Source organism: Rhizobium sp. USDA 4016 (assembly GCF_056279705.1).
The window spans coordinates 772,316-788,458 of sequence record NZ_JBWCCY010000002.1; the positions used below are offsets into that span (position 1 = coordinate 772,316).

Genomic DNA, 16,143 nt, shown 5'->3' on the forward strand with positions numbered 1-16,143 from the left:
GCGCTCCTAACTTCACGGTCCGTTCGACAATCCCGCACCTGCCCTGTCCTTCCGATCCTTGGCTTCTCCGGGGCAGGGCAGGTGTTGCGGTTGCATTGAAGCAAAAGTGTAACGAAGACATTTCGTATTTCCTGCTACCATTGCGTGATCGCGGTTCGTGCGGTTCCGGGCCGTAGAGAGCACGCGACGCCAAGGGTCCGAGCGACCGGCGGCGGGGCCGCTATGAGGGATTTTTTTGCCATCCGGGCAGGCGCACGATCGCGGCGCGTGGCAGCGTGGAGGAGATCATTAGTTTGCGAGCAGACCTGTGGCCAGGTAACGGAAGGCCTGGGTGGCTTTCGGTAAGACATCTTTCGGATCTTCGCTGGCCGCAATCCAGAGAGCCGCATTGAGCGCGGCGCCATTCAGAAGCCGGGCGGCCGCCTCTGCATCCACTGGCTTCAAAATTCCTTGGGCGATCAGCCGCTTTACCGTCTGCTTTGTGGCCTGCAAGCAGTTGCTCTGACTAGGCCATTGCGATGGATCTCCGAGGACCGCTGGCCCGTCGAGCAGAACGATCCGCTGTACTTCGGGATCGAGCGCCATTTCGATATAGGCCGTACCCTCAGTAAGCAGCCCTTCCCAGGCGTTTTCCGCTCGGCCGCCGATCTCCTGCGCTCGCGAGGCCATTTCAGCGTCTATCTGGTTGACGACGGCAGCCAGAAGTCCACGCTTGTCCCCGAAGTTGTGATAAAGCGCTCCCCGAGTGAGGCCGACCTCGGCGGTCAGCTCGTCCATGGAGGCGGCAGCGTAGCCTTTTTCGGCAAATGCCTTTCGCGCGGCCGCAACCAGCTTTGCGCGGGTCTCTTCCATCATCTCGACGCGTCGCTTTGCCATCTGATGACTCCTGTTTTTCACATACGTGACGTATATGTATTGACATACGAGGCGTATGTCTGATATTTGGCATACGTGGCGTATATCAATGATGCGACAGCCTGTGAAGCTCCGCAAGCAGCGTTTTGCTCATCGAGTGCCACCCACCAAGATGAAGAGAGATCGACACATGACGCAACGCGACGCAATTTTTCCTGCCGATAGGCATGCACTTTACCAAGCACACGGCTATTCAGCCGCGATCCGCTCCGGCGACCTCCTCTTCGTCTCCGGGCAGGTCGGCAGTCATTCCGATGGGACTCCCGAACCTGATTTCCGGCGTCAGGTCGAACTGGCCTTCGACAACCTAAGGGCAACACTGAAAGCGGCAAGCTGCACCTTCGACGATATTATCGATGTGACCACGTTCCACACAGATCCCGAAAACCAGTTCGAGACCATCATGGCCGTCAAAAACCAGATCTTCAGCAGTCCGCCTTATCCCAACTGGACCGCAATCGGTGTGAACTGGCTCGCCGGCTTTGATTTCGAAATCAAGGTCATCGCTCGCATTCCTGAAGCGGCATAAGCTTCTTCCTACCAGAGCGGTTGGCCCCGTTTCCAGGGCGCAGCAGGGCAGCCGGGTGCTTTCGCTCGCGGCGGTGTTTGACGGTGTAAGCGAGCAGATGCCGCCGGTGTCGCATGCAGCTGCACATTGCAAGAGCAGCCGTCATGTCCACCTGGGGGGCTCGCGCTTTCGGCCGTCTCGCGCGAACTGAACCGGTCGAGAACATGTGGCAATACACGTGGCCCAACCGGCTCTCAAACCGCGTCTTCGACACTTATGAGGCGATCATCGGCGCCGCTTGCGGGGCCCCGGCGGAGACATTTCGCGCAAACCACAATGATCACGTGCACCGAAATGAAGGCTTGGGACACATGTCGGTCAGCCGTCATGACCGGTGGTTTTGTTTGAAGGAACCGCCTGCTTCTTCACTGAGGATGCCATCTGGGTGGCTGTCTGGACGTTGATCACCGCATGAGCGGCGAGGCCATTGAGATCATGCACTATGTGAAACCTGATTGGGAGCCGGCGAGCTATTGAATTCTCCTTCCGACGACACATATGGAGGCTACCACCCAAATGTGATGGCATCCTGCAGCGATCTTGTCGCGCGTTTGAAGCTGTCCGGGTCGGCGAAGGGCGCTCCCCGAAAGGGTCGAGCGCCCTTCGGATTTACGAGGTTCAGACATCTGGGAACGGATCAGCCAAGGACTGCATTGTTGAATATGCAGCGCGGACCTCGTCCTCGGGAGACAATGAACCAAAACGACCACTCCACTCACAGTCTTGACCGATAGGCTTCAACGCGTGTCAAACCATTGCAGATCGTCATTGCTGATCGTGTATCTCGATTGAGGAATGCGTCGAAACAAGTCCACGACATCCGTTCGAAGCGATGGCGGACAAATCGCGTGTCGCGCAGCTAGGCGGCGACCAGCCGCCGCGCAGTAGCTCGCATGGGTGAGCGCAGGGGCCTCGGCCGAGGCGCCGGAAATTGCCCCGCATACCGCGCGCCCTATCCTACAACCGGCTGCATTCGGCCCGAGGCTGTACGGCTTGAGGTACAGTGGGCGTCGGCTGAATGACGTTGGGTGAACGGGTCTGTGGCGTTGTCCTTTGTTGGATCGTATTGAATCGGTCAGTGGCGGCGTATGCCTCGTCCTCAACAGATTTCCAGTCTCTCAAATACCGTATGGAAAAACTACGCGTTCCCCAGTCCCGAAACTGCTGAACATGCTTAAGCTCATGAACCCATAGCCCAGGGTCGTTTGCTCCAGCTTCATCTCTGAAAATAACGGTGTCGATCAATGTAACCGCGTCTGCATCGCCATATCGCATGGCCAGGTCTGCGAGGTTCAGGGGGGCGCTATCACCAATTTTGAAAGCCACCATGTCATAGATCTGCTCATCGTAAAAGTTTCCGAGCGCTTGACGAAGCGCCGGCGGCATTGGCATCACACCGCTGGAGCGGGCAGTATTTCGTGATGCGGTGATCCACTGCTCCAATGCCGTAGCTGCGGTCAAGACTTGGGCTTCCGAGCGAACGCGATCCAATTCCTTTCCAATATCCGCGATCTCCCAGCCGATGCGGCCAAAGATATTTGGCACGTCGCTTTGTGAATTGCCCGCTTCTCGCTGGACGTTGCGCAGATATTGTTCGGGATGGCCGATGTCGCCAAGCCGAGCCCACGCGACAGCAAACGACACAGTGAGTAATAGAATCGTCATTGTCATCATGACGCACGTTCTCGTGAATTTGGCCACCGACAACAGCTCGGCACAATATCACAAGTCGCTAATGTTGGCACTTGCGCACTAAATCTCGCCGGTTCGCCAATTCTGCTCGAACGCTCGCGCCCGTCCTACTGGAGGCTCGCATTCGGGTTGTACCACGGCTGCGGGGCTGCCCTGCCCTGGGATACTCGTTGTCGCCCATGGTGGCTGGAGGATCGAGCGTGTATATCTTGGGCAGTGTGAGGTGACCCAGGCATGTAGGCAGCCAATCGAACCGGCCACATATCTGGCAGCGGCTTTAGTTGCTCCACATGGCCGAAACGCCCGCCATATAAGCATCTGCTACTAAAAGGATTCCGCAAATGCAGCTCCGTCCATAGGCTGTGGCCGACATTCCTCGGCCTCGGTGGAGAGGAATGTGTGAAGCGCTCAAAATCGTTATCCAACCGTCGAGGCGAGCTGCGGCATCGCACACACGAGCAGCGCGACCCGCAAAGCCGATACCCTGTCAAGGCGTAGGTGAATACCAAATCGGCGATGTGTAGGCGCGCTCCTGGATTTCCATCTTGGCTTCCGGCGGCACTTTAATGCCGTAGTATTTGGCGTCATGGGCGGTCCATCGCGGCGTCGGGATCTCCAGCACCCGGCCGTAGTAGAAGGCGCTTTGCGCTGGGTCGAATTCCGGGTCGGTCCAGACGGCGACCAGTTCGGGCGCTCCGATCGTGTTCTTCCACGTCGCATTGTTGATGTCGACCGTGGTACCCACCGCTGGCAGCTTGCCGTCGACGCCGGGCTTGCGGTCGCCCGACCAGGCGACGTCATAGATCTTTTCATGGACCTCGCCGGCGGCGTCGACCCAGCCCTTGACGATCTGGTAGCGGTCGAGGTTAGCGCCGATCGGGTCCTTCAGGGCGGCAACCAGGAAGGTCGGTGCCTTGCCTTCGGGCGCCGACACCAAGTCGCCGCCCATCGGCACGCCCTTGAGATAGCCGGCGATGGCCGGATTTCTGGTGTTGGCGTCATCGGCGTTGAAATCCCATCCGCCGAACAGGCGCACCGCCATGCGTGGACCGGTCGTGGCATAGGTTTCGCGCCGCTCCATCGCATCCCACAGGGATTCGCGCGTGTTCTCCATGGCCCAAACGGCTGCGTAGCCCGACGCGGAAACCTCCCAGTCCATGATCTTCACGCCGGTCTGCTTGTTATCGATGAACGCGGCGGTGGTGCGCTGCCGGCTTGGCTCCTGGGGCACTGTCTTGCCAAAGAAATTGTCTTCCTCCAGCGCGCTCAGCGAGTTGTGGGCGTCGCTGCTGCCGATCAGTCCGAACTTGTACGGATTGACCCCGAGTTGCTTGTCAAGCTTCAAGCCGTTTTTCAGCGCCGAGCGCGCATATTCGAACTCCAGCATCTCCTTGGTCTTTGCGACGCTTCCGTCGAGGTTTCCCTTATCCCATCGCTCGAAATCGGCGAACTCATCGTTCGGCGACAGGAAAGGATGCGCCTCGCTATCGCCCTTGGTCTGCGTCGCCTCGTAGAGCCGTTCCCACTTCAGGCGGGTTTCGGCATATTGGCTGTCGAGTCGCTTTCCCAAAGCCTCGACGATCGGAAACATCGTGCCGTTGCTTAGGTTGCCGTTGTGCGCAATGGCCAGCACGTTTCCGCCGGTCTTGCTTTCGTAGGCTTCCATCCACTTCCAGAGGTCGACCGGATTGTCGCTGCCCATGGGAGGATAGACCGTAAACGGTTCAACCTGGCTCGCCTTGTCGCCATTGTCGCGGAAGATGACGTTGCGATGCAGATTGTTGCCGCCAGTATTGGATGTCCATTCGTAGCCGATGAAAGCGGTGAAACGGCCCGGATCGTTGTACTCCTCTGCCGCGGCAATAGTTTCCTGCCAGGCGCCCCGATAGGCGGTCGTGCCGGGAAAATACATCAGATCCTTGGGGAAGGTTCCATGGGAAAAAGCGACGATGATCTCGATCGCTGCATCGGCCCCCTTGCCAGATTGAATCATGTCGTACCATTTGCGGCCGGTCGGATCGGCGAGCATCGCAGGCTTGCCGGCAAACAGGTCGGGGAAGAAGCCCATATTGTCGGAATGATCGGCAACGACGAGGAAGTCGAGCGGTCGCGACAGCTTTGCGGGCTGGCCAGTGGACGACATGAGCTCCTCGCCCCTGGCGAAGCGATAGGCGTCCCTTGGTCCCAGCCGGGCGCCAAAGGCGCCCGCGTCCATAGAGAAGGACGTATGCAGATGCGTATCGCCGAAAAGCGGCCGCGTCGGGAACTTTCGTCCCGCATAGGGCGAGTAGGGCCGCTTGGTCGGATAGAGCTGGTCGGCGGTATCCTTGTTGAGAGTTCCAGAATCGAGGGCAGGCGTGTTGTCCTGCGACACGGCGGGTGAAATGCCTGTCAGGGCTCCGACAAGGATAGCGGCCGAAGCAAGCAGTAATAGGTGATAGGTTTTCATTGTTTCCTCCATATTGTTCGGTTGGTGCATGCCAAGCCAATTGTTCCCTGGAAACTGCTCATCGGAGATCATCGGACGGAGCAAGCCTACCCTCGGAGCTCCCGCCTTCACCGGCGCTTGAAAGGTATGCGGCGACTGCAAAACGCGATGCTTCGTCGAGCCTGACGCCAGCATTGAAGATTTCACGCAGCCGGGGCACGAAACGCGTCACTTTCCAGGCGAACAGATCATTTGCGACATAGCCGGCAAGCTCGGGATGAACCGCCAGCAAACGTCCATATGCATCGATGATCGATGGCTGCAATTCGACTGCCCCGCCTGTTCCCTGTACCGACAGCGCCTTCACAATTTCGAGCAACTCACCGTTACTTCGGCCCGATTTAACGAAATATTCTTCCGCAAGCCGCGATACCCCGTCCGCGCCCGTCATCTCGATGAGCGCGGTTGCGTAAGCAGCGAGATTGGTCGTCAGCTCATACTTCGCCGCGGTCTTCAGTTTTGCGCGCACGAAGGCGATGTCGTCCGGTCGGTCCGACGTGCCGAGCATGAGGATGAAAGCCCATGCCATTCGGCATGAAAGAAGTCGTTGACGAGCCGATAAATATCATCTCGCCCCACATTTGTTTTGAGATTGCGCAGCGTTGCGTAAGGCGCGCGCCCGACCTCCAGAAAGGCCAGCTCCGCGAGCCTGCGATCTTCGTGCCGGAGGTAAGGGGCGAAGAATATCGCGCGTTCGGCTGGCGTCTTCGAGCCCGCATCCCAATCGGCGAGTTGGCGCATAACACCTTGATACTCGCTTCCCGCCAGCCCTAAGGCCCTCCAGATTCCGTCGGGGCGGTTCTGAACGAGAATGACCCGAAGCGTCGGACTGAGCCTGAGGGCGCGGCCTGTCATCGAATCGAGGAACAGAGGGATTGCGCTGCCGTCGTAGTGTCCCTTGAATGTTTCCTGGACTACGTAGGAGAAAGGCTTTGCCGGATTCTCGCCGGCAAAAACCGCCGTACCACTTCCAATGACCTGATCGGCATTCGTCTCTTGGGGATAGGGCAAGCAGAGCACGCAGGCGTGAGCGGGCGTCGGAACGACGAGGAACGCAGCAGCAATCATGGGCATCAGCCAGGCCAGGATGGCGCTCATTGGCCCGCGAGCTGCAACTAGCGCGAATGAGGTGTCCATGTGCCATCCCCCTGATGATCTTAGAACGCCGCGACCCTTTCGATGACCCAGAACATAGCGATCGTGCCGATGGCGTAGGGCGGCACGAGGTTGAGCCAGGCAGGCAAAGGCCGCTTGGCCCATCGGATGAGCGCGACAAGTGCAAGCACTGCTCCGATGAAAAGAAGCTGACCGATCTCAACCCCGACGTTGAAGAACAGCAGCGCCAATGGAATCTGTTCCACTGGTAATCCGATCTCACTCAGGGAACCGGCAAAGCCGAAGCCATGGAGAAGCCCGAAGGCGAAGGCCACCAGCCAAGGTGCTCGGGCAGAAAGACATCTGCGCCCCTGTCGAACGTGAACGATCTCGACCGCGACAAAGGCGATCGACAATGCGATCACGGCCTCCACAGGCGGCGAGGGTACATGAACAAAACCGAGCGTTGCCAGCGCCAGCGTGATGCTATGGGCAACGGTAAATGAAGTGACGGTCTTTACGAGCAACCAGCTCCCTTGCGTGATGATGAGAAGGGCAAGCACGAATAACAGGTGATCGAATCCAAGCAGGATGTGCTCAAACCCGAGCTTGAGGTAAGTTGCGGCCACCATCCCGCGGGTTTGTGCCACAGGAATGGTGGCGTCCGGCGCGCGGGGCGTTAGCCGCGCGACCCATGCCCCGCCCCCGGCAAACTCGACCCGCACGAGCGCGTCTGTCATGGTGCTGCGTAGCCCGTCGATCAAGACCTGTTGGCCTTGGAGCGGCTCGATCGTCCGCATGCGCCAGGTCTGAACCATGGCGTTGCCAGTCGGGCGCGAGACGATTGGCGTGATGTTCTCAATCTTGCCCGAGAATACCGCAGAAAGCGCCAGCCTTGCGTCGCCACGCATTGGCGTCTTGAGTAGAACGCTGTACTCGTTGGGCATCTCCTCGCGGAGTTCGAGGTAGGCGGGACGTACTTCATGTGCGGAGGCAGCGACCGGCGACAGAAGGCCCATGCCGAGTGTCAACAGCACTAACACTGCGCTGTAGTTCCAGATCCGCCTCATGGTGCTGCTGCCGTGTCGGCGACACGGTCGGCGCCGAGCAGTTCCTTCACGCTATCATCGAGCACGACTCCGTATTTCTCGCGAAGTCGAGCAATGTAGTCCCGATTTGCGCCTTTCTCTTTCTCACGTCGCCATTCCTGCAGGACCTCATCGCGAACCTCCTCAAAGGGGGGCTGCCTCCCGGCGCTGCTGTCCGCTATCGAGACGAGATGAAAGCCGTATCCAGATTTGACCGGCTCGCTCCACATTCCGGGCTTGATGGCGAAAACCGCCCGCGCAAAATCCGGCCCGAACATGCCGGATATTGTCTGCTCGTCTGCATCGCGGACTTCGGCGTCAAGCAACAATCTGTCGCCAAGCATCGCCGCAAGGTCGGTATCGCGCGCGCTCTTTAGCTCCACAAGCGCCGCCTTCGCATCCGAGGAGGCGTCGTTGCGCAGCGCCGGGTTGAAGAAGATTTGCGTGAAAGACACCCGCGCGCTCTTTTGGAAGCGGGCGGCGTTGGCCTCATAGAATTGCCGAAGCTCTGCTTCCTTTGGCTCGACGAGACGCGAGGTATCCTCGACTATGAACTTCAGCTTTTGTGCCAGACGGCGGCGCACGACCGTGTCGTTCCTGTCAAGACTCATTTCCCGCGCCTCGCGGGCGAGCAGCTCCTCGGACACGAGATCGGCGACAAGCTCTTGCAGCTCCTGAGTACTCGGTGCGCGAAGCCACTGGTTGGCCCAGGTCTCCTTCAACCACCGTACCTCGCCTTCACCAATCCGGACCGGTTCGAGGCCACTGGCATCGGTCTGTTCGCGGTCCAGCCATGCGTATCCGGCAAACAACAACGCGCCTCCGACGACGAAGTGGAGCAGTGGTTCCCTGAGGAGGTTCACAGGACATCCCTTCAGATACAGGATTGCTCACGAGGCATTGTCAAAGGCGGGATCACGAATATTCGAAACGGCTGAAATACTGATACTGTTTGGCGTGTTTGGCAAGACGATAGTCGCCGACGACGACCAACCGTATCACCGGGCTTCGATAAGGGAAGGATGGGAGCAATTCACCGTCGCCGGCTGTAAGTGTATGCTTTCGCCTCATCGGCTGCAGGTTGAGGGCAACGGCCTCCGTATCCGAAGCGTAGGTCCGTGGTATCGTCGTATCGTTTCAGACGGGCAAACGCTGAGCGACAGCAGATCGGTCTCGGAGATAAAATTATCGCAGCAAGACCCAGCACGGCCGCTGCCGAAACGCGGGCCCCGGACTGATACTGGCCGCCCCGGCCGCCGTCGTCGATCCGGACACCAGAGACAACGACACCAACCAGGTGGGCGGGATGAATGGAGTGACAAATCGACCACAGTCCGCCATGTTGAAAAACAGCGAGAGCAGCCGACCGACACCCGAAAGCTGGCGCCCTTGATGTTTGATCAGCTACCAAGAGCTGCATTGGTCGCACAGTGCAATTTTCCACGACCGATGTAACAGTAAGTTACTTAGCATTTTACTGATATTCGGGCAGCTTGTGTCGTAGGGGAATCTCGGCCGGACATCCAGGGGCAAGTCCATCGCCGATGAGTGAGGGATGATCGTGAAGGCTACTTTGGTATGTACGGCCATTCTGTGCGCGGGCTTAGGAATCGCATCTCCCGGCCGCACGGCGGACATCACGCCGTTAGCGCCGGAAGCCAAAGCGATCGAAAGCCCTAGCGGATGGACGTTCACCGTCGCGCCTTACTTCTGGGGCGCCGGGATTTCCGGGGACATCGGGCAGTTCGGATTGCCGGAAGTTCAGGTGGACGCTGACTTTGGCGACATCTTGAAGAACCTGGACTTCGCCTTCATGGGGGCGGGTGAAGCCCGGTACGACCGGTACAGCATCTTCGGCGACATGATCTACACCAAGCTCGGAGCAGACGGGAACACCCGAAACGGCATCCTGGCCGACAGCGTCGACGTGACGTCGAAGGTGTTCTCTGGCCTTGTGGGTGTGGGCTACTCGGTTCTCGAAGATCAAACAGGGCACTTAGACGTCGTCGGCGGGATCAAGGTGTGGTCGGTCGACACAACCATCTCATTCAACGGCGGCCTCCTCGGCGGGATCGAAGCGAACGACAACGCGACCTGGGCTGATGCCGTCGTCGGCATCAGGGGCAACTACTTCTTCACACCGGAGATCTATCTGACCGGATGGGGGCTCGTCGGTGGAGGCGGCGCCGACGTTGACTGGGACGTGGCCTTGGGGGTCGGCTACAAATTCAACGATGCGATCTCGGCAGTCGCGGGCTACCGTGCGCTCGGCGTGAATTACGACAACGATGGATTCGTCTTCGACGTCGTCGAGCAGGGTCCGATTCTGGGCATAGCATTCCGCTTCTAAGCTGCGCCCACGGGTCGCCGCCAGAAGAATTGGACACTTCGAACGAGGCTGAATGATGCACTCTAGAAACTTGCATAAGTACCCACCGCGGTTTCACATTCCCGCGCGGTCACACATTCGATTTCGGTGATGTGGGCTTTCTAGGCCCTTCTTCAGGGGTTCGATCTCCGTCGTTCCCTCGGGCAGTGGCGCGAGTAGCTCCGCGATATTGCACTGCAAAGCAATCGCGAGTTTCTCGAGCGTAGTCACCGTCGGATCTTGCCGCCACGTTCCAAGTGTCCGACGTAAGACCGCTCTATCTCAGTCGCGAGCGCCAAATCATCCTTTGATATCTGCTTCGCGACCCGCAAGCGCCGAATATTCAATGCAACTGGTTGCCGTGCGTCCTTCAAGGTTCCTATCGCAAAGTAGGGTGACGCAGAAACTCTGCAATCCGGACGCAAATCTAAGAAAACCGCATTCGTCACCGTCTCAGAGCGTGCGAAGGTGAGACGAAATCAATTGGACAGGGTAGGGGTTAACCAAAGTGGTTTGCCGCTCGTTCCCATAGTTGCTGTCATCAAGGATGCCTTCGCCAGAAAGAGGAAGCCATTAAGACGGCAGTAAGCGAGAACGGTTCGGCTCCCGTCATGGTGCGCTTATCGACGTCTTCGACGCGATCGATAGGACCGCGTTACCCTCACCCGGCTCGTTCCTGCCATGCCCCCACAAGGAAAGAGCGATAGAGCCCGCAACGAATAGAATGGATATGACCGATAGCCAGTCCTTCCGGAGAGTGACGCCACCAACGCCCGTAGATTGAATGTCTGCCATGTCTGCCCCTTTGCCCGTACCCCTTCCATGGCGTGAAGTTAGACGGTTAGCTGCGCCTAATGAACACGCCAGAATGACGCCCACGAAACACATTAGGTCACTTAGCATGGACTAAAAAGCTATCCCTTTTGGTTCGCTCTTGGTTCCCTTTGGTACGCCTTTTGGTTGCCCTATCGGTCCCTTAGTGCTGCTGACCAGCCAAGAGCAAGGACCCCCGAACCCTCAACGAAAGCTATATTCCAATACTGCGGTCAGAGACTAAAGACCCTGGATTCATGGCGCCTAGAAGAGGTGTTCGGAAAGTGTTAGAAATCAATGTCTTGCAGAAACGTGGGGCAGTTTTCCAGTCAACGAAACTATTGGATGTCCCACAGCCTGCGCCAGCTGGCCGAAATCTAAGGCCGCCTTTTGGGGCCGGGAGGTCTCGAACCCTACGATATTGGAATTCGTCGAGGTGGATTCCTATCCAGCTCCGATGCCGGACGACTGCGCTTTTCCAAGGATCCCGAAAAGCCACGCCAGGCCGGCATCCATCATCGCAACTTTGGGCGCGACAGCATTGAGCCGGAAGCGCGGGAGTGGCAGAGGGGCTTCGACAGTGACGACTCCGAAGTGTGCCGCATGGATCGCGACAAACCGCCTTGGCAGTGCAGAAATCAGGTCGGTCCCGGCAATGGTAACGAGCGCGAACATAAAATTCGGAACCGTCAGTGCAACGCGCCGTGAATAGCCTTGCTTCGCCAAAGCTTCATCGACGAAGCCATGGGGATCGCCGGTGAGTGAGACCACCAGATGCTGCATCTCGCAATATCGCTCCGGAGTAGGATCAACTGCGAACGGGTGTCCGGCGCGCATTGCTACGATAAAATCCTCCTCGTAGAGGCCGCGTGAATGAAAGCGCGTCGGGATGTGCTCAGAGGGGACGACCGCGATGTCCATCGCGCGAACCTCCAGATCAGCGAAGGCGTTGCGCCATGCGCGCTCGGGCGAAGTTTCTCCCGGAACGGGAAGCAATTGACGCACGCCGAGGTCGATATTGGGCGCGGTACGCCGCAGCTCGTCGAGAAGCGGGGGCAGGAACACCGCCGAGACGCCGTCGGGAGCGCCGATCGTGAACCGGCGCGCGGAACTCGCGGGATCGAACGGTTCAGCTGTCGAAATGACGCTCCTTACCCGGGCCAAGACCTCTGCGATCGGCGCGGCCAGCTCTACCGCGCGCGCCGTCGGCACGACACCCTTGGGCGTCCTAAGAAATAGCGGGTCGTTCAGAAGCCGGCGCAGTCGGCCGAGTCCGTGGCTGACCGCCGAAGGCGAGAGATTCAGCCAATCGGCAGCCCGACCGACATGCCGTTCGTCCAGCACGACCTCGAAGAGGACGAGAAGGTTGAGGTCTGTGCGCGATAGGTCAACCAGCTTCAGCATATTGGTGAAATAATATCATTAGATTCAGTATCCTTGAAGTGCTCTCCTGAGCAGGCGAGGCGGCATACGGTTGCCCCGCACTGGTGGAAACAGACAGGAGTGAACTGCATGTCAGCCACGCGACGTCCCATTCTCGACGCAAAAGGCATCGGCCCCGCATTCTCGCAAATCGCCACGAGCGCTTCCCTTAAGGGTGGTGGTGAAGGCTGCGGTCCCGGTGAGGCGATCGCAGAGCTTATCCGACAATCCGCGGAAGCGAACGCTGCGCTCATGTGCGGCGACATCGACGGATATCGTGCGCTGAACCCTCACACGGACGACTACGTGCTGATGTCTCCATTCGGCGGCCCACCCACGCGCGGTTCGCAGATGACGGATGAGCGCTGGGAGGCGGTCGGCCGCTTCTTCAGGAACGGCACGTTCGAGCAGGAAGTGATCGAAACCTACGGTTCAGTCGACATGGCGGTTCTTGTGATCATCGAACGATGCCGAGTCGAGGCCGGCGGCCTGCCATCCCAGGATTGGCCGCTGCGTGTTACATTGGTCTACCGCCGCGAAGGCGTCGAATGGCGGCTGGCACATCGACATGCCGATCCTCTTGTCAACGGCGTCAGCCTGGAACAGGCAGCCGCGCTTGCGCGCGGCGAAGCGCCATAACGATCCACGCTTATAGCTCCGATGCTGGCTTTTTCGCGCTGGATCTGGCGGGCAAGGCGGCTCATCCCTCCAGTGCCGCTCTTAGCGTGCAGTCGCATGAGTTAGCCAAGGGAGCGCGGTGGAACGAAGTCAGAATTTAACCGTTGAACTTGCGGCAGCAAGACGCGGAGGAAACACAATGGGTATCGAGCAAGCCCCGACAGAAAAGGGAAAGCAAGCCGCACGCGGACTGAGAAAAAGCACCGCAAAAGAGGAAAAGAAAGTCGAAGCTCAAAAGGGTTCTGATCTTGCAAAGGGGGCAGAACGCTTTGAGGAACGCTCGAAAAGCTCCGACGGCAAGAGCGCGGGGAAAAAACAGCGCCTCTGAGCAGATCGGCTTTTTCGATCAGTATGCTCTTTGCAAAAACAGGCTTTAGCCTGCGCCCTCATGGTGCGGGAAAGCCGGTGTGTTCGAGCGATTGCATTGCCTAAAAGGCAAGGGAAAGCTGTGGCTGCTCCGCCGGTGTCTTGAGTACGAGCGAAGCCAGCGTAACGCCGAGAAGCCGAATGCCCTTCCGTACGGGAAAGATCGATGGAAGCAACAGTTCCATTGTTCGCTCGAGTTCGGCAATTGATGCAAGCGGGGCGGGCCCTGTCTTGCCGCGGGTAATTTGCGTGAAGTCGGAGTATTTCACTTTTAAAGTCACCGTTTTTGCGGCGATTCCGTTTGCCTCACAGTAACCCCAGATCTTTTCGATCAGCGGTTGGACGCCGTTGCGAGCAAGCTCATAGGCACGAATGTCCTCAGGAAAAGTATCTTCCGCCCCGACCGATTTGCGGACCCGGTCCGGTTTAACTTGTCTTTGGTCGATGCCCCGCGCGATGCCGTAAAAGTATGGTCCTGACTTTCCGAAATGTTCGAGCAGGAACTCTACGTCTTTGCTGCGGAGGTCAGCGCCTGTTTCAATGCCGAGACGGCGCATCTTCTCGGCCGTTGCCGGTCCAACCCCATGGAACTTCTTAACCGGCAGCCCCTCGACAAACGAGGGACCGTTCTTCGGGGTGATCACGAACAGTCCGTCGGGTTTGCGCTGGTCGGATGCCATCTTCGCAAGGAACTTGTTGTAGCTGACGCCGGCCGAGGCCGTCAGGCTGGTCACTGCCTTGATCTTCGCGCGAATTGCTTCCGCGATCTCCGTCGCGATCTCCATGCCCTTCAAATTCTCAGTCACATCGAGGTAGGCCTCGTCGAGCGACAGGGGCTCGATGATAGGGGTGTATTCGGCGAAGATTTCACGGATTTGCAGCGAGACCGCCTTGTAAACGTCGAAGCGCGGCTTCACGAAAATCAGGCCCGGGCATTTCCGTTTGGCCGTGATCGAGGGCATTGCGGAGTGGACGCCGAATTTGCGGGCTTCGTAGCTAGCGGCTGCGACGACGCCTCGCGCCGCCGAACCGCCGACGGCGACGGGCATGCCGCGAAGGTCCGGATTGTCCCGTTGCTCCACGGAGGCGTAGAAGGCATCCATGTCGATATGGATAATCTTGCGCGGACGCTCCGGCCGCAGGTTATCGTCAGCGGCAGTCATCATGGGTCGATCGCCGGCTCCGTATTGACGATGATGTGATAGATGACCGGTGCGAAAGCAGGGCCGGCCCGCCGGCTCATTGCGATGTTGCAGGCATTGGACATGCGTTGGTCATCGACTCAGAATTCCTCGGACGAAACTTCCAGCATCTGGCGTTCACATTCAAGTCTGCTCGTTAAGAGAAGGACGATATCAGCTAAGTGTAGGACGAATAACTGCGCGCTGTCAGTGACGCCGGCGCCGGAGTGTTTCGCTGACCCCATGTCCTGAGATCACCCGTTTGCGCGATCGGACCGGCCGAGCTCATTGGCATATTTGTAGACAAGGCGCATTCTTCACGCCCGGGCGAGCCGATCATGCGACCGCGCCGGACATCGATGCGTTGGCAATCTCGTCGGAATTTTCGGCGAAATGAAGAACCGGAGGATTGCAGAGCCTTCTGAATGGTTCATTCTAAACTTCGGGTCTGCTCCACTATACCCGATGATTAAGGGGGTTAAACCTCACGCATGATAGAAAGGTCCGAGCTTTCCGCCCATTGTCGGCAGCGATCCAATTGATCCCAGCCCCAAGCTCGGCCGCGACCTGATCATAGCCGTCCAAGCCTTAGTCTATGAATGATCGCGGCCTTGGTTCGAAATCAAGTGAAACACAGACCGTAGGGTCCCAGAAAGGGAGGAATGCTATGAAAATAGTCGTCATTGGCGGTACCGGCCTCATTGGATCAAAGACCGTCACACGCTTGCGTGCCAGAGGCCACGAAGTGCGCGCAGCTTCGCCGAATTCAGGCGTCAACACGCTGACGGGAGAAGGCCTACTGGAGGCGCTCGCTGGAGCCGAAGTGGTCGTTGACCTGGCCAATTCGCCCTCGTTTGAAGACAAGGCCGTACTCGAGTTCTTCGAGACGGCCGGCAAAAACCTGCTCGCAGCGGAAGCCAAGGCTGGTGTGAAGCACCACATCGCGCTTTCGGTCGTAGGTACAGAGCGTCTCCAGGAGAGCGGCTACTTCCGTGGCAAACTGGCTCAAGAAAAGCTCATCAAGGCCTCGCCGATCCCTTACTCGATCGTGCACTCCACCCAGTTCATGGAATTCCTGAAGGGTATCGCCGATTCCAGCACCGTCGGTATGATCGTTCATCTCTCCCCGGCTTACGTTCAGCCGATCGCATCTGACGACGTGGCCGATGCGATGACGGACGTCGCGCTCGGTCGGCCTGTGAACGGGACACTCGAAATCGCAGGTCCGGAGCGTGTTCGTTTGAGCGAGTTCGTCGGCCGCTACCTAAAAGCAATGAACGACCCGCGAACGATTGAGGCGGATGTCCATGCCCGTTACTTCGGCGCCGAGCTGAATGACCAGTCGCTTGTGCCTTTGGGTGAGGCTCGTCTCGGCAAGATCGGCTTCGAAGATTGGTTCCGTCAATCCCAGCAGGCATGACAAGTCAGCGCATGATCCGTCGGCAGTGGATAGGCGATCTAGCCACAAC

General features: G+C 58.5%; 14 protein-coding genes. 5 read left to right on the top strand and 9 right to left on the bottom strand.

Annotated elements, in window-relative coordinates; translation table 11 throughout:
- Positions 1-288: 288 nt before the first annotated feature.
- Positions 289-876, bottom strand: a complete 588-nt coding sequence (locus ACZ9DP_RS04695) for a TetR/AcrR family transcriptional regulator (protein ID WP_083636005.1) — start codon at positions 874-876, stop codon at positions 289-291.
- A gap of 169 nt (positions 877-1,045) precedes the next feature.
- Here ACZ9DP_RS04695 and ACZ9DP_RS04700 point away from each other — a divergent pair, with 169 nt between their 5' ends.
- Positions 1,046-1,444 (top strand): RidA family protein, encoded by a 399-nt coding sequence (locus tag ACZ9DP_RS04700; RefSeq protein ID WP_074072470.1) that lies wholly within the window; start codon positions 1,046-1,048, stop codon positions 1,442-1,444.
- 996 nt (positions 1,445-2,440) lie between these two features.
- On the opposite strand, the gene ACZ9DP_RS04705 is transcribed toward ACZ9DP_RS04700, so the two are convergent.
- The 6 genes from ACZ9DP_RS04705 to ACZ9DP_RS04730 form a co-directional block, all read right to left on the bottom strand.
- On the bottom strand, positions 2,441-3,157 hold the full coding sequence (locus ACZ9DP_RS04705) for an eCIS core domain-containing protein (RefSeq protein WP_476200490.1): 717 nt from the start codon (positions 3,155-3,157) through the stop codon (positions 2,441-2,443).
- A 505-nt stretch (positions 3,158-3,662) separates the two neighbouring features.
- Positions 3,663-5,624 carry a DUF3604 domain-containing protein gene (locus ACZ9DP_RS04710; RefSeq protein WP_476200492.1) on the bottom strand — a complete coding sequence of 654 codons (1,962 nt, stop codon included), beginning with the start codon at positions 5,622-5,624 and terminating at the stop codon, positions 3,663-3,665.
- A gap of 58 nt (positions 5,625-5,682) precedes the next feature.
- Positions 5,683-6,132, bottom strand: a complete 450-nt coding sequence (locus ACZ9DP_RS04715) for a hypothetical protein (RefSeq protein ID WP_476200493.1) — start codon at positions 6,130-6,132, stop codon at positions 5,683-5,685.
- Complete coding sequence (locus ACZ9DP_RS04720; protein WP_476200495.1) at positions 6,117-6,800, bottom strand: hypothetical protein; 684 nt, start codon at positions 6,798-6,800, stop codon at positions 6,117-6,119. Before ACZ9DP_RS04720 ends, ACZ9DP_RS04715 begins: the two co-directional genes overlap by 16 nt.
- 20 nt (positions 6,801-6,820) lie before the next feature.
- Complete coding sequence (locus tag ACZ9DP_RS04725) at positions 6,821-7,828, bottom strand: HupE/UreJ family protein (RefSeq protein ID WP_476200496.1); 1,008 nt, start codon at positions 7,826-7,828, stop codon at positions 6,821-6,823.
- Positions 7,825-8,709, bottom strand: coding sequence for a peptidyl-prolyl cis-trans isomerase (locus ACZ9DP_RS04730; protein ID WP_476200498.1), 885 nt, complete (start codon positions 8,707-8,709; stop codon positions 7,825-7,827). Before ACZ9DP_RS04730 ends, ACZ9DP_RS04725 begins: the two co-directional genes overlap by 4 nt.
- A 692-nt stretch (positions 8,710-9,401) precedes the next feature.
- Here ACZ9DP_RS04730 and ACZ9DP_RS04735 point away from each other — a divergent pair.
- A complete protein-coding gene (locus ACZ9DP_RS04735) occupies positions 9,402-10,196 on the top strand; it encodes a hypothetical protein (RefSeq protein ID WP_476200500.1) in 795 nt (264 codons plus the stop codon).
- 1,275 nt (positions 10,197-11,471) lie between these two features.
- On the opposite strand, the gene ACZ9DP_RS04740 is transcribed toward ACZ9DP_RS04735, so the two are convergent.
- Positions 11,472-12,431 (bottom strand): LysR family transcriptional regulator, encoded by a 960-nt coding sequence (locus ACZ9DP_RS04740; RefSeq protein WP_476200501.1) that lies wholly within the window; start codon positions 12,429-12,431, stop codon positions 11,472-11,474.
- A 108-nt stretch (positions 12,432-12,539) separates the two neighbouring features.
- Here ACZ9DP_RS04740 and ACZ9DP_RS04745 point away from each other — a divergent pair, with 108 nt between their 5' ends.
- Positions 12,540-13,088, top strand: a complete 549-nt coding sequence (locus ACZ9DP_RS04745; protein ID WP_476200503.1) for a YybH family protein — start codon at positions 12,540-12,542, stop codon at positions 13,086-13,088.
- Positions 13,089-13,266: 178 nt separating this feature from the next.
- Positions 13,267-13,455 (top strand): hypothetical protein, encoded by a 189-nt coding sequence (locus ACZ9DP_RS04750; protein ID WP_194730705.1) that lies wholly within the window; start codon positions 13,267-13,269, stop codon positions 13,453-13,455.
- 100 nt (positions 13,456-13,555) lie between these two features.
- On the opposite strand, the gene dinB is transcribed toward ACZ9DP_RS04750, so the two are convergent.
- Entirely contained in the window at positions 13,556-14,659 is a 1,104-nt protein-coding gene (dinB, locus tag ACZ9DP_RS04755; RefSeq protein WP_476200505.1) for a DNA polymerase IV, read from the bottom strand.
- Between the two features lie 682 nt (positions 14,660-15,341).
- Between dinB and ACZ9DP_RS04760 the strand changes: the two genes are divergently transcribed.
- Entirely contained in the window at positions 15,342-16,094 is a 753-nt protein-coding gene (locus tag ACZ9DP_RS04760; RefSeq protein ID WP_476200507.1) for an SDR family oxidoreductase, read from the top strand.
- Positions 16,095-16,143: the final 49 nt, after the last annotated feature.